This is a genomic window from Nocardioides sp. CPCC 206347 (assembly GCF_048654605.1).
Lineage (GTDB): Bacteria > Actinomycetota > Actinomycetes > Propionibacteriales > Nocardioidaceae > Nocardioides.
Genome location: NZ_JBMCYZ010000007.1, coordinates 94,890 through 117,207 on the forward strand (window position 1 = coordinate 94,890; position 22,318 = coordinate 117,207).

At 69.4% G+C, this 22,318-nt stretch carries 20 protein-coding genes and 1 tRNA gene; 13 read left to right on the forward strand and 8 right to left on the reverse strand.

Going from position 1 to position 22,318, the window contains the following annotated elements; all coding sequences use genetic code 11:
- Nucleotides 1-12 precede the first annotated feature (12 nt).
- Nucleotides 13-561, forward strand: coding sequence for a nucleosidase (locus tag ACOACQ_RS21225; RefSeq protein ID WP_378600988.1), 549 nt, complete (start codon nt 13-15; stop codon nt 559-561).
- On the opposite strand, the gene ACOACQ_RS21230 is transcribed toward ACOACQ_RS21225, so the two are convergent.
- Nucleotides 562-1,155 (reverse strand): LysR substrate-binding domain-containing protein, encoded by a 594-nt coding sequence (locus ACOACQ_RS21230; RefSeq protein WP_378600985.1) that lies wholly within the window; start codon nt 1,153-1,155, stop codon nt 562-564.
- A 37-nt stretch (nt 1,156-1,192) separates the two neighbouring features.
- On the reverse strand, nt 1,193-1,468 hold the full coding sequence (locus ACOACQ_RS21235; RefSeq protein ID WP_378600982.1) for a Fe-S cluster assembly protein HesB: 276 nt from the start codon (nt 1,466-1,468) through the stop codon (nt 1,193-1,195).
- 136 nt (nt 1,469-1,604) lie between these two features.
- Here ACOACQ_RS21235 and ACOACQ_RS21240 point away from each other — a divergent pair.
- The 3 genes from ACOACQ_RS21240 to ACOACQ_RS21250 all read left to right on the forward strand — a co-directional run bounded on the left by ACOACQ_RS21240 (nt 1,605) and on the right by ACOACQ_RS21250 (nt 3,820).
- Nucleotides 1,605-1,693, forward strand: a tRNA-Leu gene (locus ACOACQ_RS21240).
- 277 nt (nt 1,694-1,970) lie between these two features.
- Entirely contained in the window at nt 1,971-2,429 is a 459-nt protein-coding gene (locus ACOACQ_RS21245; protein ID WP_420289247.1) for a DUF6281 family protein, read from the forward strand.
- 59 nt (nt 2,430-2,488) lie between these two features.
- Entirely contained in the window at nt 2,489-3,820 is a 1,332-nt protein-coding gene (locus ACOACQ_RS21250; RefSeq protein ID WP_378600976.1) for an amidase, read from the forward strand.
- Nucleotide 3,821: 1 nt separating this feature from the next.
- On the opposite strand, the gene ACOACQ_RS21255 is transcribed toward ACOACQ_RS21250, so the two are convergent.
- The gene (locus ACOACQ_RS21255) at nt 3,822-4,499 is read right to left on the reverse strand and encodes a hypothetical protein (RefSeq protein WP_378600974.1); all 678 of its coding nucleotides are present in this window, start codon (nt 4,497-4,499) and stop codon (nt 3,822-3,824) included.
- A gap of 41 nt (nt 4,500-4,540) precedes the next feature.
- On the opposite strand from ACOACQ_RS21255, the gene ACOACQ_RS21260 reads away from it, so the two are divergent.
- On the forward strand, nt 4,541-5,866 hold the full coding sequence (locus tag ACOACQ_RS21260) for a M20/M25/M40 family metallo-hydrolase (RefSeq protein ID WP_378600971.1): 1,326 nt from the start codon (nt 4,541-4,543) through the stop codon (nt 5,864-5,866).
- On the opposite strand, the gene ACOACQ_RS21265 is transcribed toward ACOACQ_RS21260, so the two are convergent.
- Entirely contained in the window at nt 5,863-6,096 is a 234-nt protein-coding gene (locus tag ACOACQ_RS21265) for a DUF5703 family protein (protein WP_378600968.1), read from the reverse strand. The genes ACOACQ_RS21260 and ACOACQ_RS21265 overlap by 4 nt on opposite strands.
- A complete protein-coding gene (locus tag ACOACQ_RS21270; protein WP_378600965.1) occupies nt 6,093-7,046 on the reverse strand; it encodes an aldo/keto reductase in 954 nt (317 codons plus the stop codon). Before ACOACQ_RS21270 ends, ACOACQ_RS21265 begins: the two co-directional genes overlap by 4 nt.
- Before the next feature lie 72 nt (nt 7,047-7,118).
- On the opposite strand from ACOACQ_RS21270, the gene ACOACQ_RS21275 reads away from it, so the two are divergent.
- The gene (locus tag ACOACQ_RS21275; protein WP_378600962.1) at nt 7,119-7,961 is read left to right on the forward strand and encodes an undecaprenyl-diphosphate phosphatase; all 843 of its coding nucleotides are present in this window, start codon (nt 7,119-7,121) and stop codon (nt 7,959-7,961) included.
- Nucleotides 7,962-7,998: 37 nt separating this feature from the next.
- Here the strand turns inward: ACOACQ_RS21275 and corA are convergent, their stop codons facing one another.
- The gene (corA, locus tag ACOACQ_RS21280; RefSeq protein ID WP_378600959.1) at nt 7,999-8,979 is read right to left on the reverse strand and encodes a magnesium/cobalt transporter CorA; all 981 of its coding nucleotides are present in this window, start codon (nt 8,977-8,979) and stop codon (nt 7,999-8,001) included.
- A gap of 30 nt (nt 8,980-9,009) precedes the next feature.
- Here corA and ACOACQ_RS21285 point away from each other — a divergent pair, with 30 nt between their 5' ends.
- The 4 genes from ACOACQ_RS21285 to mshC are packed head-to-tail and all read left to right on the forward strand — an operon-like array spanning nt 9,010 to nt 12,332.
- Nucleotides 9,010-9,723: an MSMEG_4193 family putative phosphomutase gene (locus ACOACQ_RS21285; RefSeq protein ID WP_378600956.1), complete on the forward strand. Its 714-nt coding sequence runs from the start codon at nt 9,010-9,012 to the stop codon at nt 9,721-9,723.
- Between the two features lie 23 nt (nt 9,724-9,746).
- Nucleotides 9,747-10,301: a DUF3090 domain-containing protein gene (locus ACOACQ_RS21290; protein WP_378600953.1), complete on the forward strand. Its 555-nt coding sequence runs from the start codon at nt 9,747-9,749 to the stop codon at nt 10,299-10,301.
- A gap of 9 nt (nt 10,302-10,310) precedes the next feature.
- Nucleotides 10,311-11,054 carry an SCO1664 family protein gene (locus ACOACQ_RS21295; RefSeq protein WP_378600950.1) on the forward strand — a complete coding sequence of 248 codons (744 nt, stop codon included), beginning with the start codon at nt 10,311-10,313 and terminating at the stop codon, nt 11,052-11,054.
- 42 nt (nt 11,055-11,096) lie between these two features.
- Complete coding sequence (gene mshC, locus ACOACQ_RS21300) at nt 11,097-12,332, forward strand: cysteine--1-D-myo-inosityl 2-amino-2-deoxy-alpha-D-glucopyranoside ligase (RefSeq protein ID WP_378600947.1); 1,236 nt, start codon at nt 11,097-11,099, stop codon at nt 12,330-12,332.
- A gap of 75 nt (nt 12,333-12,407) precedes the next feature.
- Here the strand turns inward: mshC and ACOACQ_RS21305 are convergent, their stop codons facing one another.
- On the reverse strand, nt 12,408-13,250 hold the full coding sequence (locus tag ACOACQ_RS21305) for a PAC2 family protein (RefSeq protein ID WP_420289248.1): 843 nt from the start codon (nt 13,248-13,250) through the stop codon (nt 12,408-12,410).
- Between the two features lie 227 nt (nt 13,251-13,477).
- Here ACOACQ_RS21305 and metH point away from each other — a divergent pair, with 227 nt between their 5' ends.
- The 3 genes from metH to ACOACQ_RS21320 all read left to right on the forward strand — a co-directional run bounded on the left by metH (nt 13,478) and on the right by ACOACQ_RS21320 (nt 21,393).
- Nucleotides 13,478-17,113, forward strand: a complete 3,636-nt coding sequence (metH, locus tag ACOACQ_RS21310) for a methionine synthase (protein ID WP_378601230.1) — start codon at nt 13,478-13,480, stop codon at nt 17,111-17,113.
- A gap of 2 nt (nt 17,114-17,115) precedes the next feature.
- Nucleotides 17,116-17,787, forward strand: coding sequence for an HAD family hydrolase (locus tag ACOACQ_RS21315; protein WP_378600941.1), 672 nt, complete (start codon nt 17,116-17,118; stop codon nt 17,785-17,787).
- A gap of 306 nt (nt 17,788-18,093) precedes the next feature.
- Nucleotides 18,094-21,393 carry a hypothetical protein gene (locus ACOACQ_RS21320; RefSeq protein WP_420289249.1) on the forward strand — a complete coding sequence of 1,100 codons (3,300 nt, stop codon included), beginning with the start codon at nt 18,094-18,096 and terminating at the stop codon, nt 21,391-21,393.
- A 35-nt stretch (nt 21,394-21,428) separates the two neighbouring features.
- Here the strand turns inward: ACOACQ_RS21320 and ACOACQ_RS21325 are convergent, their stop codons facing one another.
- Complete coding sequence (locus tag ACOACQ_RS21325; protein WP_378600935.1) at nt 21,429-22,298, reverse strand: RecB family exonuclease; 870 nt, start codon at nt 22,296-22,298, stop codon at nt 21,429-21,431.
- Nucleotides 22,299-22,318: the final 20 nt, after the last annotated feature.

Consider the following 22,318-nt stretch of genomic DNA (forward strand, 5'->3'; position numbering starts at 1 on the left):
AGATTGTCTGCCGTGCCGCGCCCCCTGATCGTTGCCGCGACCGCGGCCGAAGCCGTCCATGTCCCTGCCGGGTTCGAGATCCTGGTGACCGGCCTCGGCAAGACCGCTGCCGCCACGTCACTCGCCCGCCATCTCGCGGCTCGCGGCGACCTGGCCGACCTGGTGGTCGTCAACATCGGCACCGCCGGCGCCCTGCGCGACGGCACCGACGGGCTGTTCGAGGTCGGGACGGTCCTCAACCACGACATCAACGCCGACGCCATCCGCGCGCTCGGCTACGACCCGCGCGAGCGTCTGGTCGTCGGCGCGAGTCCGACCGTGCTCGCGACCGGCGATGTCTTCGTGACCGATCCGGTCGTGCGGGCACGGCTCGCGGATCAGGCGCACCTGGTCGACATGGAGGGCTACGCGTTCGCCTACGTGGCGCAGGAGTTCGGCGTCCCGGTCCGGCTGGTCAAGCACGTGTCCGACAACGCGGACGAGACCGCGCTCGAATGGGTCGCGATGGTGGACCGGAGCGCGCGGGTGCTGGGGGAGTGGGTCGCGGCCGAATTCGGCTGATCAGCGGCTGCTGCTGGGCCGTCGCCCGCGCGACACCCCCACGAAGTCCTGGTGCACGTCGCTGTCGGCGGAGCGCAGCCACAGCAGGGCCACGCTCGTCGGCTCCAGGTCGACGGGACGCTGGACCACGTCCTTGCGGTGGTGGAGGCGCGCCACGGACATCGGCACGATGACGATCCCGGTACCGGAGGCAGCCACCTCGATGGCGTCCTTCACGGACATCGGCGGGAACGCGAGCTGGTCGACGCTCGGCGTCCAGCCGGACGGGTGCGGCAGGACCAGTTGCTCCTCGCCCAGGTCCTCCAGCGGGATCGGCGAGTCGGCGTCGGCAGCCGCCACGAAGTGCTCCAGGCCCGCGACCACGACCGGCACCTCGTCGTACAACTTCACACAGTGGAGGGGGGTGGGCGACTCGAGGTCGACGGGCAGTCGGGCGATCACCATGTCGGCGGTGCCGTCATCGAGTACGGCGCGCTGCTGGTCCTGCTCGATGGGCTGCAGCTCGAGCCGGATCCGGGGGTTGCGCTCGCGCCAGGCACGGGCCCACTTGTCGGGGGTCACGCCGGAGACGAAGGCGACACGCAGCTGCTGCATGTGCCCACGATCCCAGACGTGACCCCCTGGGGGAGGATCAGGCCTGGGCCATCAGCCCGAACTGCACGGCGCCCGTGTCGTCCACGCCGGCGTCGAGCACCATCGCATCGAGCTGCTCGGCTGCCTTCGGGTCGAGAAAGACCGTCGCTCCGTCCTGTTCCACGACGCGGTCCCCGGCCGCTGGTTCCTCACTCGCCACCACGGTGAATCCCGCTTCGGCGGCGGTGATGCGGAGTCCAGCGGTGTCCGGCACGGTGGACACATCGGTCATCTGCTTGACGATCGTGCAGGCGTTCTCAGTCAGGGTGAGCATGGTTGCCTTCCCGGTTCGAGGTCAGAGACCCCTCCCAAGGTTGCACGCGCGTGGTCACCGTTCAAGGACGACGACCGACAAGGGGGTCCCCGATGCGGTGTCCGCGGCCACCCTTTGCTAACGTTTCCACGCACTCGTCCGGGTGGCGGAATTGGCAGACGCGCTAGCTTGAGGTGCTAGTGCCCGTATTAGGGCGTGGGGGTTCAAGTCCCCCCTCGGACACCAACGTGATGTGGCCTCTGACCTGCGGAAACGCAGCAGGGGCCACAGTGCGTTCTGGTGCACGGAGCACCAGCGGAGCCCAGGTCGCCGCACAGTGCCGATTCGCCAGTTTCGCGAGTCCAGGTGGTCCGCTGGTGCCCGGACCAGATTCCCACAGGTGGCTTGCACCGACGGTTGACGAGATCAGGCGGCGAACCTAGGTTCGGGGTCACTTGCTGAGCTCGTTGACGTGCTCGGGCCGCACGCGGATTGCGAACTGGCTCGAACGCCCCGCGTTCCGATGGCCGAACAAGACGTTGCCATCGAAGGCACGATTCGTGCCTGTCAGCGCGCACTTCGAAAGGGACCCGGAATCGAAGGGATGAGCGCCCCGCCGACGGTCGCGATGGCGGCGCTGTTCGTCTGCACCCTGTTGGCCGCCACGGGCTGTGGTGAATCTGCTGGGGAAGGCGACTGCACGCAGGCTCTGAGGTTCCGAGACGAGACGTATCTCAGCTACGCCTCGTCGGACCTGGGTGTCGCCGATCGTGATCTCGGACCAGGCGACCTGGTTGCGTGTGCCGACGACGGCGGCGCCAGCCAGGAGGGCGACAGGGTCGAGTCGGTGCGCGTTCACAGCATCGACGACCAGGACTCCGCCCAGGTCGTCGGGGTGGAGATCGAGGGGCGCCTCGATCTCTACTTCCGCGACGGGATGGACTCCAAGGAGATCGACCGATTGATCGAGGATCTGACGTGACCAGCAGCGCTCGCCACCGCACATGTGGCGGGCACCGCTCTGGCAGCTAGCCTGCCGCAATGACGATGACCGCCAGCCAGATCGCGGCGTCCGTCCGCGCCGGCGAGACCTCAGCACGCGACCACACCCGGTCGGCACTCGATCGCATCGTGGACCTCGACGGTCCGGTGGGTGCCTTCCAGGTCGTCCGCGCCGATCGCGCCCTCGACGAGGCCGATGCCGTGGACCGAAGGTCGGATCGATCGGTCCTTCCCCTCGCCGGGGTCCCGATCGCGATCAAGGACAACGTCCAGGTCGCCGGAGAGCCGATGCGCGACGGCGCGGCGGGCAGCGATCCAGCGCCACAGGAGACAGACCACGAAGTCGTACGACGCCTGCGGGCGGCGGGTGCCGTGGTCGTCGGCCTGACCCGGGTGCCCGAGCTCTGCGTCTTCGGCGCGACCGACTCGACCTTCGGCGTGACCCGCAACCCGCTGGACCTGGGCCGCACGCCCGGCGGGTCCTCCGGCGGGTCGGCGGCAGCGGTCGCGGCGGGGATGGTCCCTGTCGCGCACGGCAACGACGGCATGGGATCGATCCGGATCCCCGCCGCCTGCTGCGGTCTCGTGGGCATCAAGCCCGGCCGCGGCGTCGTACCGGCCGAGCTCGGCAACGGCTCCTGGTTCGACATGTCCGAGAACGGACCGCTGGCCACGACGGTGGGCGATGCGGCCCTCGTGCTCTCGGTGATGGCCGACCGACCGGATCTCGCAGAGCTGCAGGAGCCACGCGCCCTGCGCATCGCCCTCTCAACCAAGGTGCCGATGCCCCTGAACCCGCTGCACAAGGACTGGCGGGGAGCCGCCGTGTCGACCGCCGACCTGCTGCGGTCCGCCGGCCACACGGTCAGCGAGGCCGACCCGAGGTACGGACAGACCCTCGCCGCGAGCGAGATCGCGCGCTGGACCGCCGGTACGGAGCTGGATGCGCAGTGGCTCGTGGATCGTGGCCAGATGGCGAAGCGCACGCGGCGCCATGCCGCAGTGGGGCGGATGGTCCTCAAGGCCGGTCTCCCCAAGGAGAAGGGACGAGCGGCCTGGATCGCTCGCGCCGAGCGGCTCTTCGCCGACCACGACGTCCTGTTGACCCCGGCGCTCGCGCGCTATCCGAAGTCGTCGGCCGCGTGGTCGGAGCGAGGATGGCTCGCCAACGTGATCTCGGACGCACGCCACGCGCCGTTCGCTGCGCCGTGGAACCTTGCCGGGTGGCCCGCGATCGTCGTACCGGCGGGCACGGGGACGGGGAGTACGCCGCTCGCGGTCCAGGTCGTGGCCAGGCCCGGTGGCGAGGGTCTCCTGCTCGGCCTTGCTGCCCAGCTGGAAGCGATCCGACCGTGGCGCAAGGAACCGTAGGTCAGTCCTCGCTCCGGTCGACCTCGTTGCCCTCCAGGTCGTAGTTGATGGACGCGTTCTGGCTGAATTCGTTGGAGACGTAGGCCGAGATCCAGACGTTGGCACGGTCGGGGAACGTGTCGTCGGGCTTGCGGATGATCAGGTAGCAGTCACCCGGGTCGTCGATCAGCGTCGCCACCTCGTCGCACATGTCTGCGAAGTGCGTGGCGTCGATGTCGGCCAGGTCGAAGACCTCGTCGTCGCTGGTGCCCTTCGTCGACTCGCTCAGGCTGCCGCCCCAGCGGTAGCTGATCTCCCGCTCGTCGTTGGGTGCGACGGGCACGTCGACGACGGCGTACTCGGGATAGACCACGGCCTCGAAGACCTCCGTGGAGCCGGTCTCCTCCTCGAGGTCCTCGAGCATGCTGGCGAAGCCCTCGACCGTCTGCGGTTCGCCGCCGTCGAAGGCGGACCTGGCGATCGAGACGACGCCCCACCCGACCGCCCCGAGCACAGCGGCGCCGACCAGGAGCAGGGGCAGAGCCGGACTCCGCCGCAGGACGGTGCGCTGCTTGATCGTGCGCGGCTTCGTCGGGGGAGTCGGCGGAGCAGGCGGCCGGTACGGCTCGATCTTCCCGGCGGGCTCTCCCTCCGGGGACGGGTCCGGGTTGTAGGTCTTCCACTCGTCGGGAGGAGTCACGCTCCCACGGTATCGCTCCGGCGCCGTGCAACGATGAGGCCATGGACGGTCTTCACCGCGCCGATGGCGCCCTGGATGTCGCTGGTGAAGTCGTCGATCTCTGTCGTGAGCTGATCCGGATCGACACCTCGAACTACGGCTCTGCCGAAGGTCCGGGGGAGCGCAAGGCGGCGGAGTACGTCGCCGGGTTGCTCGACGAGGTCGGGATCGCGGCGGAGATCATCGAGACCGCGCCGGGCCGCGCCAACGTCGTGGCGCGGTGGGGCGGGACCAGCGACCGCAGCGACGCCCTCCTGCTGCACGGCCACCTCGACGTCGTACCCGCGGCCGCCGAGGACTGGCAGGTCCACCCGTTCAGCGGCGAGGTGCACGATGGGTACGTCTGGGGACGCGGGGCCGTCGACATGAAGGACTTCGACGCGATGCTGCTCTCGGTGGTCCGCGCCCGCCAGCGGTCAGGGCGAGTCCCGGACCGCCCCGTGGTGCTCTGCTTCACCGCTGACGAGGAAGCGGGCGGCCACCAGGGCGCGGAACTCCTGATCCGTGACCACCGCGAGTGGTTCGAGGGGTGCACCGAGGCCGTCGGCGAGGTCGGCGGCTTCAGCACCACCGTCCGCGGGCAGCGGCTCTACCTGATCGAGGCCGCCGAGAAGGGCATGGCCTGGATGCGGTTGACCGCCCGCGGCCGGGCAGGCCACGGATCGATGATCAACCACGACAACGCCGTCACCCGCCTGGCTGCCGCGGTCGCGCGGATCGGCGCCCATGACTGGCCGGTGCGCCTGACGCCGACGATGAAGACCTTGCTCGCCACCGTCGCCGACATCGCCGGCACGGAGGCCACGCCCGAGAACGCGCAGGCCCTGGTCGAGGAGTTCGGCGGTGCGGCCCGGATGCTGGGTGCCGTCCTGCGGAACTCGACGAACCCGACCATGCTGGATGCGGGCTACAAGGTCAACGTCATCCCGACCGAGGCCAGCGCCCATGTCGACGGGCGTTTCCTGCCCGGGTTCGAGGACGAGTTCTTCGCGACCCTCGCCGAGCTGACCGGTGAGGGCATCGAGATCGACTACCTCTCGAAGCAGCCCCCCTGGGAGATGCCGTACGACGGCCCGCTGGTCGACGCGATGACCAGGAGCCTGCTCGCGGAGGACCCGGGCGCGATCGTGGCGCCGTACCTGATGAGCGGCGGCACCGACGCCAAGCACTTCACGAAGCTCGGCATGCGTTCCTACGGGTTCGCGCCGCTGCGGTTGCCCGAGGACCTCGACTTCACCGCGCTGTTCCACGGCGTGGACGAGCGGGTCCCCGTCGACGCGCTCGAGTTCGGGGCGCGCGTGATGGACCGGTTCCTCTCGGAAGCCTAGGCGGTTCGCACGGCCCGGATGATCTTGCGGCGCAGCACGATCCGGCGCTTGCCGTCCGGCCCGATCTGGACACGGTCCAGCTCCCAGCCACCGTGCTCGGCGCGCTCGACGAGCAGCTTGGCGACCACGTTGCGGGAGAAGTCCCGGTCGAAGACGACCCGGTCGAACTCCCACTCCACCCCACGTCCCAGCCCGCGCATCAAGCCGGGCCGGAGCAGGGCGTGGCTCATGCGGCCGATCCGGAGACGTCGTCGAGGGCCGCGCGGATCTCCGGCGGCAACGTCTTCGCCTCGGCGTCCAGCGCGACCTTGAGCTGCGCCGCGGTGCGGGCACCGACGATCGGCGCGGTCACGCCGGGGGAGTCGCGAACCCAGACGAGGGCCACCTCGAGAGGGGACCACCCGAGACCGTCGGCCGCGCGGACCACGGCTTCCACGATGCCGCGGCTCCGGTCGTCCAGGTAGGCCTCGACGAAACCGGCGAACACGGGGGAGGCAGCGCGCGAGTCCGACGGGGTGCCGGTGCGGTACTTGCCGGTCAACACACCGCGACCGAGGGGGGACCACGGGAAGACCCCGAGTCCGAGGGCTTCGACGGCGGGGAGGACCTCGCGCTCGATGCGGCGGTTCACCAGGGAGTACTCGACCTGGGTCGACGCGATCCGGGCACGACCCGGGACAGCTTCCTGCAGCGTCACCGCCCGGGCGGTCTGCCAGCCGTTGTAGTTCGAGATCCCGACGTACGACGCCCGCCCGCTGCTGACCGCGTGGTCGAGCGCACCCAAGGTCTCCTCGAGCGGGACGACGTCGGTCCAGATGTGGACCTGCCACAGGTCGACGTGGTCGGTGCGCAGGCGCTTCAGCGACGTGTCGAGGGCCCGCAGCAGCGCGCCGCGCGACGTGTCGGTGATCCGTTCGTTGCCGCGCCTCGAGATGCCGGCCTTGGTCGCCAGCACGACCTCGTCGCGCCGGACGACGTCACCGAGCAGGGAGCCGATCAGCTCCTCGGAGCGACCGTCGGTGTATCCGGCCGCTGTGTCGATCGTGGTGCCACCGGCCTCGACGTACGCGGCCAGCTGGTCCCGCGCTTCGTGCTCGTCCGTGTCCTTGCCCCACGTCATCGAGCCCAGGGCGAGCCGCGACACCTGGAGTCCGCTGGCGCCGACGTACCGCTGCTGCATGACGGACAAGGTATCCGGCCAGCCGAGGGTCGCGTGCTCGGGCACGCCGAGAGATACCTAGGATGCTGCGTTGTGGCGGACTTCCTGCAAGCGGTGTTCCTCGGTGTTCTCCAGGGCCTGACCGAATTCCTGCCCATCTCGAGCAGCGCGCACCTGCGCTTCTTCCCAGAGCTCTTCGGTTGGGGCGACCCCGGCGCAGCCTTCACCGCCGTGATCCAGATCGGTACCGAGCTGGCCGTCCTGCTCTACTTCCGCAAGGACATCTGGCGGATCGCCAAGGCGTGGACGCTGTCGCTGTTCAAGCCGGAGTACCGCGGCGCGCTCGACGCCCGGATGGGCTGGTACATCATCGTCGGTTCGATGCCGATCGTGGTTCTCGGCATCGTGCTCAAGGACATCATCGAGAAGGACTTCCGCAACCTCTGGATCATCGGCTGCGCGCTGATCGTGATGGGCCTGGTGCTCGGGTTCGCGGACCGGATCGGCAAGACCGATCGCCAGATCAAGCAGATGACGCTGCGCGACGCCGGCCTGATGGGCGGCGCGCAGGCGCTGGCCCTGATCCCGGGCGTCTCCCGCTCCGGCGCCACGCTCTCGATGGGTCGCCTGCTCGGCTACGACCGCGAGGCGGCCACGCGGTTCGCCTTCCTGCTCGCCATCCCGGCCGTGGTCGGTGCCGGGCTGTTCGAGCTCAAGGAGATCTCGGACGTGGGCAAGGCCCACCCGGGCGAGGCCGACTACGGCTGGGGCCCGACGATCACCGCACTGGTCGTGTCCTTCGTCGTGGGGTACGCCGCCATCGCCTGGCTGTTGCGCTACGTCAGCAAGAACTCCTACACGCCGTTCGTGGTCTACCGCGTGCTGCTGGGCACCGCGGTGCTCGTGCTGCTCGGCGCGGGCGTGGTCAACGCCTGAGAGCGGGCCTGGGGGCAGGCGTGATGGCCGGGTCTACCTAGAGCCAGCCGGAGCGCTTGAAGAACAGGAACAGCGCGAACGACACGCCGAACATGAGCGCCAGCGCGAACGGGTAGCCCATCAACCAGTGCAGCTCCGGCATGTGGTCGAAGTTCATGCCGTAGACGCCGGCGATCAGCGTCGGCACGGCTGCCAGCCCGATCCCCGCGGAGATCTTGCGCATGTCGTCGTTCTGCTGGACCGCGACCCGGGCCAGGTGCGCGTCGAAGGCGGTCGACAGCAGCCCGTCGAGGGTGTCGATCTCGTCCGCGGCCTGCTGCAGGTGGTCGCTGACGTCGCGGAAGAAGGGCGCTGACTCGGGCTCGATCAACGCCACCGCGCCGGCGGTGAAGCGCCGCATCGGCTCACGCAGCGGGAGCACCGCCCGTCGTACCTCGGAGAGCTCGCGCTTGAGGATGTAGATGCGGTTGGCGTCGCTGGTGCGGTTGTTGGAGAAGACGGAGGTCTCCACCTCGTCGACGTCGGTCTGCAGCTCGGCGACAACACCGGTGTAGCCGTCCACCACGGCGTCGCAGACGGCGTACACGACGGCGGACGGGCCGTGGTCGAGCACGGCCTGCTTCTGTTCGAGGGCTCGCCGCGCATCACTGAGCGAGGAACCACGACCGTGCCGGACCGTGATCACGAAGTCGGGGCCGATGAACATGTTGATCTCGCCGGTCTCGACGGCGTCGTCCTCGTCGACGTACCAGAGCGTCTTGAGGACCAGGAAGAGGCTGGACTCGTACTGCTCCAGCTTGGGCCGCTGGTGGGCCACGACCGCGTCCTCGACGGCGAGCGGGTGCAGTCCGAACGCGTCGGCGATCTCCGCCAGCTCGATGTGGCTGGGTTCGTACAGGCCCACCCAGACGAAGTCGTGCTCGTTCTGCGCGGCCTCGCGGAGCGCCTGGTAGTCGTGCGGGGTGCACTCGACCGGCACCCGCTGACCGTGGCGGTAGACGGCGCTGTCGACGATCACGAGGCAACGGTAGTGGCTAGGCTCCCCGACATGGCCACCCTGCTGCTCGTCCGCCACGGGCGCACCACCGCCAACGCGTCCGGCGTCCTGGCCGGGCGCACGCCCGGGGTCGTCCTGGACGACCGGGGCATCGAGCAGGTCGGTGCGGCAGGAGAACGCATCGCGTCGGTGCCCGTCGTCCGGCTGGTCACCAGCCCCCAGGAACGCTGCCGCCAGACCGCCGCGGCGGTGGGAGCAGCCCAGAAGGCGGCCGGACACCCGACGACCCGCGCCCGGACCGAGCGCGCGCTGGCCGAGTGCGACTACGGCGACTGGCAGGGCCAGGCGATCAAGGTCCTCCTCAAGGAACCGCTGTGGCGCACCGTCCAGCACCAACCGTCCGCCGTGACCTTCCCCGGCGGCGAGTCGATGGTCGCGATGCAGCACCGGGCCGTTTCCGCCGTACGACGGCTGGACGCCGAAGTGACCGAACAGCACGGTGCACACGCGGTCTGGGTGGCGGTCAGCCATGGCGACATCATCAAGTCGCTGCTCGCCGACGCCCTCGGCATGCACCTGGACCTGTTCCAGCGGATCAACGTCGACCCGGCGTCGATCTCCGTCATCCGCTACGGCCCCGACCGGCCGCACGTACTGGCGACCAACACCCACGAAGGTGACCTCTCGTGGCTGGCAGCACCCCCCGCGAAGGATGCAGGCGGCGCGTCCGGAGCGGTCGTCGGAGGCGGCGCGGGACCGTCGTGACCAGGCCTCGCTAGGGTTCTTCCATGCCGATCGTTCACTCCTTCGACCCGCCCGAGCGCTTCGTCGCCGGCACGGTGGGCGAGCCCGGCAGTCGCACCTTCTTCATCCAGGCGGTCGACGGGAAGCGGATCGTCTCGGTCGCACTGGAGAAGCAGCAGGTCGAAGCGCTGGCACAGCGCGTCGACGAGCTGCTCGACGAGGTGATCGCGGAGGGCACCGCCCGCGTCGTCGTACCGGCGGTGGCGCCACTGGCTCTGATCGACGATGCGCCGATGGCCCTGCCGATCGAGGAGGAGTTCCGCGCCGGGACCATGACCCTCTCCTGGGACCCCGAGGACGAGCGCGTGGTGATCGAGGTGTTCCCGATCGGGGAGGAGCCGGCGGAGCTGTCCGACGGCGATGACCCCGCGGAGATGCTCCTGGTCCGCCTCGAGCCCGGCCAGGCTCGGGCCTTCGTGCAGCGAGCCGAGTCGATCATCGGCGCCGGCCGTCCGTCGTGCCCGTTCTGCGGCCACCCCATCGACCCCGACGGCCACCTGTGTGTGCGGGCCAACGGGTTCAAGCGACGCGACCCCTGATCCGGCACCGTGGGTGACCTGACGATCAAGGGCCGGATCATGCCGGCCTCGAACGCGACGTTCCTCGGGGACCTCGACGGCCGCGAGGTCGTCTACAAGCCGGTCGCGGGGGAGCGCCCGCTCTGGGACTTCCCCGACGGCTCGCTCGCCCACCGCGAGATCGCCGCCCACCTCGTCTCCGCCGCCAGCGGCTGGGACATCGTTCCCCGCACCTGGTGGGACGAGGGACCGCACGGTCCCGGCATGTTCCAGGAGTGGCAGGAGGTCGACCCCGAACAGGACGCGGTGACCCTCGTCGCCGCGGGGGAGACCCCGGACGGCTGGATCGCCGTCATGGACGGGCTCGACGACCGCGACCGGCCGATCTCCCTCGTGCACGAGAACACCGCTGCGTTGCGCCGGATGGCGGTCTACGACGTCATCGTCAACAACGCCGACCGCAAGGGCGGCCACGTGCTGGCGATGAGCGACGGCCGCCGCCTCGGTGTCGACCACGGAGTCGCCTTCCACCATGATCCGAAACTCCGCACGGTCCTGTGGGGGTGGGCGGGCTCGGCGCTGGCCGATGACGAGGCGGCCGTCGTACGCGCCTTGCTGGCCGACATCCGCGGTGACCTCGGCGAACAGCTGGGGTTCCACCTCGCGGAGCACGAGATCGAGGCGCTCGAACGACGAACCCAGCGGCTCCTCGCGGCCGGTGAGCTGCCCGGACCGTCCCGTCACGGGCCGGCCATTCCCTGGCCGCCGTTCTGACCAGTGCGGTTGGCGCTGGATCCAGCAACTAGCATCAGCCCCATGCGCGCATGGAACGCACCGGGCATCCCGGTCCTACCGGTCACCGGCCCTCCGGTCGTCCTCCACGACACCTCCACCGGCACCAAGGTGGAGACGAGCCCCGACGGTCCCGCGCGCCTCTACGTCTGCGGCATCACGCCGTACGACGCCACGCACATCGGTCACGCCAACACCTACATCGCGTTCGACCTGCTCAACCGCGCCTGGCGCACCGCCGGGCATGACGTCCGATACGTCCAGAACGTCACCGACGTCGACGACCCGCTGCTCGAGCGGGCCACCAAGGTCGGCGTCGACTGGGTCGAGCTCGCCGAGCGCGAGACGGAGCTCTTCCGCCACGACATGGAGGCCCTGCGGGTGCTTCCTCCGGTCGAGTACGTCGGCGCGGTGGAGTCCATCCCGCTCGTGATCGAGCTGCTCCAGCGCCTGGACGCGGGCGGCTCGCTGTACCGCGTCGAGTCCGACCTCTACTTCTCGGTGGCAGCCGACCCCGCCTTCGGCGAGGAGTCCCGCTACGACCGCGAGACGATGCTCCGCTTCTTCGCCGAGCGTGGCGGCGACCCGGACCGCCCGGGCAAGAAGGACCCGCTCGACTGCGTGGTCTGGCGCGGCGAACGCGAGGACGAGCCGTCGTGGGACAGCCCGTTCGGCAAGGGCCGGCCCGGCTGGCACATCGAGTGCGCCGCCATCGCGCTCCAGCACCTCGGGTCCGGGTTCGACGTCCAGGGCGGCGGCAGCGACCTGGTCTTCCCGCACCACGAGATGTGTGCCGGCCACGTCCAGGTGGCCACGGGCGAGCGCTTCGCCAAGGCCTACAGCCACGCCGGCATGGTCGCGTACGACGGCCAGAAGATGTCGAAGTCGCTGGGCAACCTCGTCTTCGTGTCAGCGTTGCGCAACAGCGACATCGACCCGATGGCGATCCGCCTCGCGTTGCTGCGCCACCACTACCGCACCGACTGGGAGTGGACCGACGACCAGCTCTGGACGGCCGTCGACGACATCGCCGACCTGCGCCGCGCGCTCGCGCTGGGCGACGGCGCTCCGGCGGCGCCCGTCGTCCAGGAGATCCTGGCCGCGCTGGCCGACGACCTGGACGCCCCGCGGGCCACCGCCGCGGTCGACGCATGGGTCAAGGCGACCCTCGGCACCGACGGACTCGCGGACAACAGCGACACCGAGGCGTCGATGACCCTGCTGCCCGTCCTCGACGCAGCGCTCGGCCTCAGCCTCTAGCCGGCAGCGCGGCGGGAGGCGTCGGCGGCAGCTTGCTGCCCGTCCCTGCGTCGGAGACGCGCTCGGCCAGTTGACTCAGTCGTCGTCCCGGCGCTTCAAGTAGCGCTCGAACTCCCGCGCGATCGCCTCGCCCGAGGCTTCGGGGAGGTCGACGGTGTCGCGCGACTCCTCGAGCTCGCGGACGTAGTCGGCGATGTCCTCGTCCTCCTCGGCGAGCTCGTCGACGCCGCGTTCCCACGCCCGGGCCTCCTCGGGCAGGTCGCCGAGCGGGATCGGTGTCTCGAACAGGTCCTCCAGGCGCACCAGCAGCGCCAGGGTCGCCTTCGGGCAGGGAGGCTGCGCGACGTAGTGGGGGACGGCTGCCCAGAACGACACGGCGGGGAGATCGATCCGGGCGCAGGCGTCCTGCAGCACGCCGACGATGCCGGTCGGCCCCTCGTAGGTGGACTGCTCCAGGGAGAGCTGGTCCATCAGGTCGGGCTCGGTCGAGGACCCCGACACGGGGATGGGCCGGGTGTGCGGGCTGTCGGAGAGCAGCGCACCCAGGGTGATCAGCAGCTCGCCGCCGAGGTCGTCGATCGTCGAGAGCAGCTCGGCCGTGAACTGCCGCCAGCGCATGTTCGGCTCGATGCCACGGATCAGGATGACGTCGCGGTCCAGGTCCGGCGGTGAGGCGACGGCGACGTGCGTACTGGGCCAGTTGAGCTTGCGGAAGCCGTTCTCGTCGATCCCGACGACCGGCCGATTGACCTGGAAGTCGTAGTACTCGTCCGGGTCGATCACGGCCACCACCCGCGCGTGCCACACCTTCATGAGGTGGTCGACCACGGCTGTTGCGGACTCTGCGGCGTCATTCCAACCCTCGAACGCAGCGATGACCACCGGACGCACGAGCTCGGGGACCGTCTCGATCTCCATCACAATGCCGAGCCTAGTCCCCGGTTCCCGGTACCATCTGCAGAAGTCGAGAGGCGTTGCAACGGATGCAGATCACGAGGTCTGGTCCGCCACGCTCGGCCAGAGCAAGGACGCCTTCCGTTACGGAAGGAATGTACGTGAACGCCTGGGAGCCGAACATCCGCCCCGATTGCACCGACGAGCTCACGCGCGCGCTCGGCGAGCGGATCCTGGTCATCGACGGCGCCATGGGCACGGCCATCCAGCGCGACCGGCCCGACGAGGCCGGCTACCGCGGCGAACGGTTCAAGGACTGGCCCAGCGACGTCCAGGGCAACAACGACCTCCTGACGATCACGCAGCCGCAGATCATCGCGGGCATCCACCGCGAATACCTCGAGGCCGGCGCGGACATCCTCGAGACCAACACGTTCAACGCCAACGCGGTCTCGCTCGCCGACTACGACATGGCCGACCTCTCCTACGAGCTCAACTACGCCGGTGCCGCGCTGGCCCGGGCGGAGTGCGACAAGGTGAGCACGCCCGAGAAGCCGCGCTACGTCGCCGGTGCCCTCGGCCCGACCACGCGTACGGCGTCGATCTCCCCGGACGTCAACGACCCCGGTGCCCGCAACGTCTCCTACGACCAGCTGGTCGCGGCCTACCTGGAGGCCGCCAACGGACTGGTCGACGGTGGATCGGACCTGATCTTCATCGAGACGATCTTCGACTCGCTCAACGCCAAGGCCGCGATCTTCGCCGTCGAGACGCTGTTCGAGGAGCGCGGCCGCCGCTGGCCGGTCGTCATCTCGGGCACCATCACCGATGCCTCGGGCCGCACCCTCTCGGGGCAGGTCACCGAGGCCTTCTGGAACGCCATGCGGCACGCGAAGCCCCTGGCCATCGGCCTGAACTGTGCCCTGGGTGCCCCGGAGATGAGGCCCTACATGGCCGAGATCTCCCGCATCGCGGACACGTTCGTCTCGAGCTACCCGAACGCTGGTCTGCCGAACGCCTTCGGCGAGTACGACGAGTCGCCGGAGCGCCAGGCCGGGTACATCGAGGAGTTCGCCTCCGCGGGCCTGGTGAACCTGGTGGGCGGCTGCTGCGGCACGACGCCCGCGCACATCGCCGAGATCGCCAAGGCCGTCGAGGGCAAGAGCCCGCGCGTCCTGCCGACGATCGACGTGGCGACCCGGCTGTCCGGTCTCGAACCGCTGAACATCACCGAGGACTCGCTCTTCGTGAACATCGGGGAGCGCACCAACATCACCGGGTCCGCCCGGTTCCGCAACCTGATCAAGGCCGAGGACTACGACACGGCCCTGTCGGTCGCGTTGCAGCAGGTCGAGGTCGGTGCGCAGGTCATCGACATCAACATGGACGAAGGCATGATCGACGGCGTCGCCGCGATGGACCGTTTCACGAAGCTGATCGCGGCCGAGCCCGACATCAGTCGCGTGCCCGTGATGATCGACTCCTCCAAGTGGGAGGTCATCGAGGCCGGCCTGAAGAACGTCCAGGGCAAGCCGATCGTCAACTCGATCTCCATGAAGGAGGGCGAGGAGAAGTTCATCCGCGAGGCCCGGTTGTGCCGCAAGTACGGCGCCGCGGTGGTCGTTATGGCCTTCGACGAGCAGGGCCAGGCGGACAACCTGGAGCGCCGCAAGGAGATCTGTGGCCGGGCGTACCGGATCCTGACCGAGGAGGTCGGCTTCCCGGCCGAGGACATCATCTTCGACCCGAACTGCTTCGCGCTCGCGACGGGCATCGAGGAGCACGCGACGTACGGGATCGACTTCATCGAGGCGTGTGCCTGGATCAAGGAGAACCTGCCCGGCGTCCACATCTCCGGCGGCATCTCGAACGTCTCCTTCTCGTTCCGGGGCAACAACCCGGTCCGCGAGGCGATCCACGCGGTGTTCCTGTTCCACGCCATCAAGGCGGGCCTGGACATGGGCATCGTGAACGCCGGCGCCCTGGTGCCGTACGACTCGATCGACCCCGAGCTCCGGGACCGCATCGAGGACGTCGTCCTGAACCGCCGCGAGGACGCCGCCGAGCGCTTGCTGGAGATCGCCGAGCGCTTCAACAACGCCGGCGACCCCAAGGAGGAAGCGGCGGCTGCGGAGTGGCGCAGCCTGCCGGTCCGCGAGCGGATCACGCACGCCCTGGTGAAGGGCATCGACGCCGACGTCGAGGCCGACACCGAGGAGCTCCGCGCGGAGATCTCCGCGGCGGGCGGTCGCCCCATCGAGGTCATCGAGGGCCCGTTGATGGACGGCATGAACGTCGTCGGTGACCTGTTCGGTGCCGGCAAGATGTTCCTGCCCCAGGTCGTGAAGTCGGCCCGGGTCATGAAGAAGGCCGTCGCCTACCTGCTGCCGTTCATCGAGGCGGAGAAGCAGCCCGGCGACGCCGAGACCACCAACGGCACGATCGTGATGGCGACCGTGAAGGGCGACGTCCACGACATCGGCAAGAACATCGTCGGCGTCGTGCTGCAGTGCAACAACTACACCGTGATCGACCTCGGTGTGATGGTGCCTGCCCAGAAGATCCTGGACGCCGCCAAGGAGCACAACGCCGACATCATCGGCCTCTCCGGCCTGATCACCCCCTCGCTCGACGAGATGGTCAACTTCGCCGTCGAGATGGAGCGCCAGGGCCTGGAGATCCCGCTGCTGATCGGTGGCGCGACCACGTCGCGCGCGCACACCGCGGTCAAGGTCTCGCCGCGTCGTACCGGACCGGTGGTCTGGGTCAAGGACGCCTCGCGTTCGGTCCCCGTCGCCGCCGCACTGCTCGACGACAAGCAGCGCCCGGCGCTGCTCGAGGCGACCGAGGCCGACTACGCAAGCCTGCGTGAGCGGCACGCCCAGAAGCACGAGCGCCCGACCGTCACCCTGGAGAAGGCCCGGGTGAACCGGACGCCGATCGACTGGGAGGGCTACGTCCCGCCCGTCCCGCAGCAGCAGGGTGTGCGGGTCTTCAACGACTACGACATCTCCGAGCTGCGCGAGTACATCGACTGGCAGCCGTTCTTCAACGCCTGGGAGATGAAGGGGAAGTTCCCCGACATCCTCAACAACCCGGCGTCGGGCGAAGCGGCTCGCCGGTTGTACGACGACGGCCAGGACATGCTCGACCGGCTGATCAAGGAGAAGTGGCTGACCGCCAACGGCGTCATCGGCTTCTTCCCGGCCAACGCCGTCGGGGACGACATCGAGGTGTACGCCGACGAGGAGCGCACCGAGGTCGTCCAGGTGCTGCGCAACCTGCGCCAGCAGGGCGAGCACCGCGAAGGCATCCCCAACCGGTCCCTCGGCGACTTCGTGGCACCGAAGGCCACCGGCGCCGCGGACTACGTCGGCGCGTTCGCGGTCACGGCCGGGCTGGGCAGCCAGGCCAAGATCATGGAGTTCAAGGAAGCCCTCGACGACTACAGCGCCATCCTGCTGGAGTCCCTCGCCGACCGCCTCGCGGAAGCCTTCGCGGAGCGGATGCACGAGCGGGTCCGCAAGGAGTTCTGGGGCTACCAGCCCGACGAGGAGCTCACCAACGAGGCCCTCATCGGCGAGAAGTACGTCGGCATCCGCCCTGCGCCCGGCTACCCGGCCTGCCCGGAGCACACCGAGAAGCAGACCCTCTGGGAGCTGCTCGACGTCACGACCAACACCGGCATCGAGCTCACCGAGTCGATGGCGATGTGGCCCGGTGCTGCCGTCAGCGGCTGGTACTTCTCGCACCCGCAGTCGCAGTACTTCGTCGTGGGCCGCCTGGCCCAGGACCAGGTCGCGGACTACGCCACCCGCAAGGGCTGGACGCTGAAGGAGGCCGAGCGCTGGCTCGGTCCCAACCTCGGCTACAACCCCGAGGACTAGCGGTGGTTGAGGTGCGAGCGCAGCGAGCCTCGAAACCCAAGGCAGTCCTGTGGGACATGGACGGCACCCTCGTCGACACCGAGCCGTACTGGATGGCCACGGAGTCGGAGATCGCGGAGACCCACGGCGGGACGTGGACCCACGAGGACGCGATGCACCTGGTCGGCAACGACCTGCTCGTGTCGGGGGAGTACATCAAGGCGAAGCTCGGTCTGGCGCAGACGGCCGAGGAGGTGGTGGAGATGCTGCTCGACGGCGTCGTCGAGCAGGTCCGCCACGCCGTGCCGTGGTGCCCGGGTGCCCGCGAGCTGTTGCTGGCGCTACGCGACGCCGGCGTCCCGTGCGGGCTGGTGACGATGTCCTACCAGCGGTTCGTGGCGCCGATCCTCGAACACCTGCCACCGGAGACGTTCCGGGTGATCGTCACCGGTGACATGGTCAGCCAGGGCAAGCCCCACCCGGAGGCCTACCTCACGGCTGCGGCCGCGCTCGGCGTCGACCCCGCGGACTGCATCGCCATCGAGGACTCACCGACCGGAGCGCGTTCGGCGGAGGCCGCCGGCTGTCGCGTCCTGGTCGTCCCGAACCACGTGCCGGTGCCCGAGGGTCCCGGTCGGACGTTCCAGGAATCGCTCGAGGGGCTCACTCCGGAGGCGTTGGGCTCACTGCTCTGATCGGGATCGTCGGGCCGGCAGCGTTTCGCGGCAGTTTCGTCGCCTCATTGACGGCACCTACCGCGGCTGGGACTCTGAATTGCAATGAGAGGAAGGTCCGACAAGGAGTTCGCGCCCGCTTTGGGGCGAGCGGTCGCCGCCCGACCGCGCCCGCGCGGGGCGGTGCGCAAATGGGTTCCGCACGACGACCGTAGCGAGCGGCCCGACCATGCGGCCCTCCACACCCTCCAGCACACCGCAGGCAACAAGGCTGTCGTGTCGCTGGTCGCGGCCACACTGCAGCGCACACCTCCAGGCGCGCCGCCCGTGCTCAACATCCCCGCCGCTCACGCCCACACGCTGCCGGGTGCGACGGCGCAGCCGCGCGGATCGACGAGGACAGCGGTTGCCGTGAGCGATGCCGAGGTTCGCGAGGTCTACGCCCAGGACCCGGGGCGTGTCCGCCGCAGCTGGCAGGACGATTGGCACGCCCAGATGTACAGCCTGGACAAGGGCGCCGGCCCGGTACCGACTGCGTACCGGATCGGAAACCTCATCCTGGTCCATCCGACCTACCAGGGCATGGCATCGGAAATGCCGGACTGGACCAAGGACACGAAACCGATCATCGTCGCCGCCCAGCCAGCAGCTGTCGAAAGTGCGCCGGCCAAGGTCGCGCCGCCGCGCGACGTCACCCCTGGTCCGAACGGCACGATGGTCTCCTCCGCACCGGAGCCGGCCGGCAAGAAGGCAGGCCAGCCGCGAGCGTGGAAGCGCCCCGATTCCTGGGCAACCGCGTTCCCTGCGCGGCGGAGCGAGGTCGAGGCGGCCTACAAGAAGGACCCGTCCACGGTCGTCCGGAGCAACACCCTCGCCTTCCACCAGTTCATCTGGAGGCAGGACCAGGGCGTGGGAAAGAACGTACCGCGCTCCTACCGCATCGGCAGCCGCTTCTACGTCGCGCCGAACTGGGTGGGCTCCGCAACCCCGCTGCCCGACCACAGCGTCCCACGGGTCGACCCGACCAAGGTCGTCGCGCTGCCAGGGACCACCCACCACACGGGCGGCACGGTTCGCAACAGCACAACCGCCGTCACCGAAAGCGCCACCGGGCAGACCAAGGTGACCACGCGCAAGCGCGAACTCGGGACGGCCACCGTCACCGAAGAGGAATCCTCTGGCGGCGTCACTCGCAAGAAGGAGCGCTACACGGCCATCGGCAAGGGCGGCAAGCCCGGAGTGGCGTGGGGCAAGAGCGAATCGGTCAGCCCCGACGCCGAGACCTCGTCGACCAAGTCGTCGCACGGTTCTGCCAACGTCGCGATAGTCGATCCGAAGCTGACGGTCGGGCAGACCTGGGGCAAGGAACGTGTCGAGGGCACCGACGACTCTGGTTCACTGCGCAACCCTGTCCGCCAGGTGAAGACGGGCACGACGACGGGTGCGGCCGGGGAGCTCGGCGCGGACGGTGCCGGCGGAAGCCTGACCCGCACGAACACCCGTGCCACTGGCACGAAGTCGAGCACATCGGGGGGCGGCAAGCTCGACCTGGACGGCAACTCGTCGGCGAACATCACGAAGGGTATCGAGAGCAAGGGTGGACACAGCGCCTCGGTGAGCGGCGGGACCCAGCACAGGGTCTCCGCGGAGGCTCCGGAGCAGGTCGCGTCGGGCGTTTGGGAGGTGCGCTACACCGTCCAGGACACCCGCTCTGCGGGCGTGAATGTCTCGGCCAAGGGCCCGGGGATGATCGGCGCGGGTGCCGGGGCCAGCAGGAGCTCGGGCACAGCCCGCACCGGTTCGCGTCAGTTCACTTCCGAGGCCTCTGCCAAGGCGTTCCAGAAGAATGTGGCCAAGCACGTCGACGGCCTCGCCGCACTGATGGAGAAGTCGCCCACGACCGTCGCCGGGGCGCTTTCCATCCCGATCGGCGAGGCACGCGGCGTCGCATCGTCGAGCGGCAGGAGCGTCAACGCTTCGGTCTCGCTCGGCGCTTCCGCCGGCCGGACGGAGAGCACGTCGTCCTCCCAGGAGATCTCGGTACGTCGTACCGGCGACAAGACGGTCGAGGTCACCCGCGCGGTGTCTTCCAGCGACGTCGGCGACTGGGGCATCAGCGGGCTCGGGCTGAGCAACGAAAAGGGCAGCTCACGCTCGCAGATGTTCGAGGTCACGTACACGTTCGACCTCGGGCAGAAGGTCGACATACGCGCCTTTGAGGCGCTCTGTCAGTCGGGCGCCCCTCCCGGACGGCCGCCGAAGCGCACGGTCAAGCTGACCTCGGCACAGGACCACGACGATGTCGGCTTCCTCGGCGGCAAAGCATCCTGGAAGGGCGGGACGTCGGAAAGGGTGACGACCGACGAGACCGGGAAGCGCGAGGACTACAGCGGCCACCAGTCGCACGACCAGGACCCGGGATGGGTGCTCAAGAACATCTTCGGCGAGGACACGATGCACTCGAAGGCCGAGATGGTTCGCTCGCAGGCCAACGACAAGGACGCCGGCGCCAAGGCGGTGTTCACGCTCTCCGGCGACTCCGGCGCGAACAACCGGGAGGAGTTCGCGAAGATCTTCGGCACCTCCGGTATGACAGGGAAGGCGCGGGCCTCCGGCAGCTGGACGCTGAGCGCCGAGGTGCCACGCGAGGCAGTCAAGAGGCTCGAGGCCGTCCACCGAGAGATGGGTCGCGCCGCCAACCTCGACGAGAAGATGCGGATCTACGCGCGGCTGGTCAAGGAGAACGGCGCCACGATGCTCGGCGCCCAGGTCGGCATGTCCAGCGAGCGGTGGAGCCTCGAGCTCAAGGGCGACCCGAACTTCCCCGGCGAGGCCGGCCGGCGGCGCCTCGATGCCCTCGCCAAGGAAGCGCTCGTGAAGCTGAAGCGCGAGCCGGCCGCGGCGACGACGATGGCCGCCCAGCTCGACACGGAACTCGCAGCGCTCGCCAAGCGCCAGAAGGAGGTGGGTGACCCGAACAAGTACACCGACCTACCCGGACGGCTGCGCAAGCAACAGCTCGCCGTGATCGCTCGGCACATCGAGAACCTGTCACGGGTGCGGCGCGAGGCGCAGACGGTCAGCGCACTGCACGGCGGCGACGCCGTCACGGCACGGTCGACGAACAAGGACCCCGCCACCGCCAAGCTGGAGCAGGAGATGGCGGACAAGAGCCGCGCGGCCGCCGCGCTGAGCGCCGAGTCCCAGGAGGGGCTGCGCGCACTGGGTGCAGTGCTCAAGAGCGGCCACGTCGTCGTCGCCGACGACATCGACGAGGCCTCTGAAAGGATGCATACCTCGCACGCCCTCGAAAACATCCGCGACGCCGACTCTGCCTCGTTCCGCGCCAAGACTGGAGTCGCCCTGGTCGACGAACACCGCGACAGATGGCTCGCCGCGACCACGCCGACCGACAAGCGCGCTGCGCTCGCCGCGGCCAACGCAGCCCTGGACGATGTCATCAAGTTCCGGCGCGAAGAGGTGAAGCTGGTGCAGGCTGCCGCGAACTGGCTCGATCCCATCGCCGCCGACAGCGCCAAGGCCAAGCACGCCGGTTACTGGGCGAAGGTGCGCGCCGCGTCCTTCGCTGCGGCCTTCCCGCCGAAGAAGGCCGCAGCGACGAAGTAGCCGCAGGTGCCAACAGACCTGCGTCCGAGGCTGCCTCAGGCGCTGGGGAACGGCGGGGGCGTGCCGTCGTACGACGGGCACAGGGTCTGGTGTGCACACCAGCGGCAGCCGTAACCGGGTCGCGACTCGAACTCGCGCTTCTCGGTGGCCAGCTGGATGGCCTGCCACACCGCCTGGACCTTGCGCTCGGTGGCGAGCAGGTCCCGCTCGTCCGGCTCGTAGCGCAGCACCTCGCTGTTGCCGAGGTAGACCAGCTGGAGCATCTTCGGGATGACGCCACGCATCCGCCAGAGGACCAGGCCGTAGAACTTGAGCTGGAAGAGGGCCTTGCCCTCGAACATCTCGTTGGGCGATGGGCCCGTCTTGTAGTCCACCACCCTGATCGCCCCGTCGGGAGCGATGTCGACCCGGTCGACCACGCCGCGCAGCAGCAGCTTCGTGTCGGTGAGCGTCTCGACGTACAGCTCCCGCTCGGCCGGCTCGAGAACGGTCGGGTCCTCGAGGTCGAAGTACTTCACCAGGGTCTCCCGGCACGACACCAGCCACTCGGCGATCTCGGGCCCGTCGACCGGGAACATCGACGTGACCGCCGGCTCGGCCTCCTGCAGGTCGGCCCAGGCCGGCGTGAGCATCGCCTCGGCGGCGGCAGGCGTGCGGTCAGCCGCCGGCAGGTCGAACAGGCGCTCCAGCACCGTGTGGATCACCGTCCCGCGCACGGCGGCCGGCGACGGCGGCTCGGGCAGGCGATCGATCGTGCGGAACCGGTAGAGCAGCGGACACGACAGGAAGTCACCCACCCGCGACGGCGACAGGGCACCGAGCACGTCCACGCCATCGACGCGGGTGCCCCCGCGTTCGGACGGGTCGGCCGGCTCGAGACCGGTCGGTGCTGGCTGTGTGGTCATGTGTCCGACCCTAGGTCAGG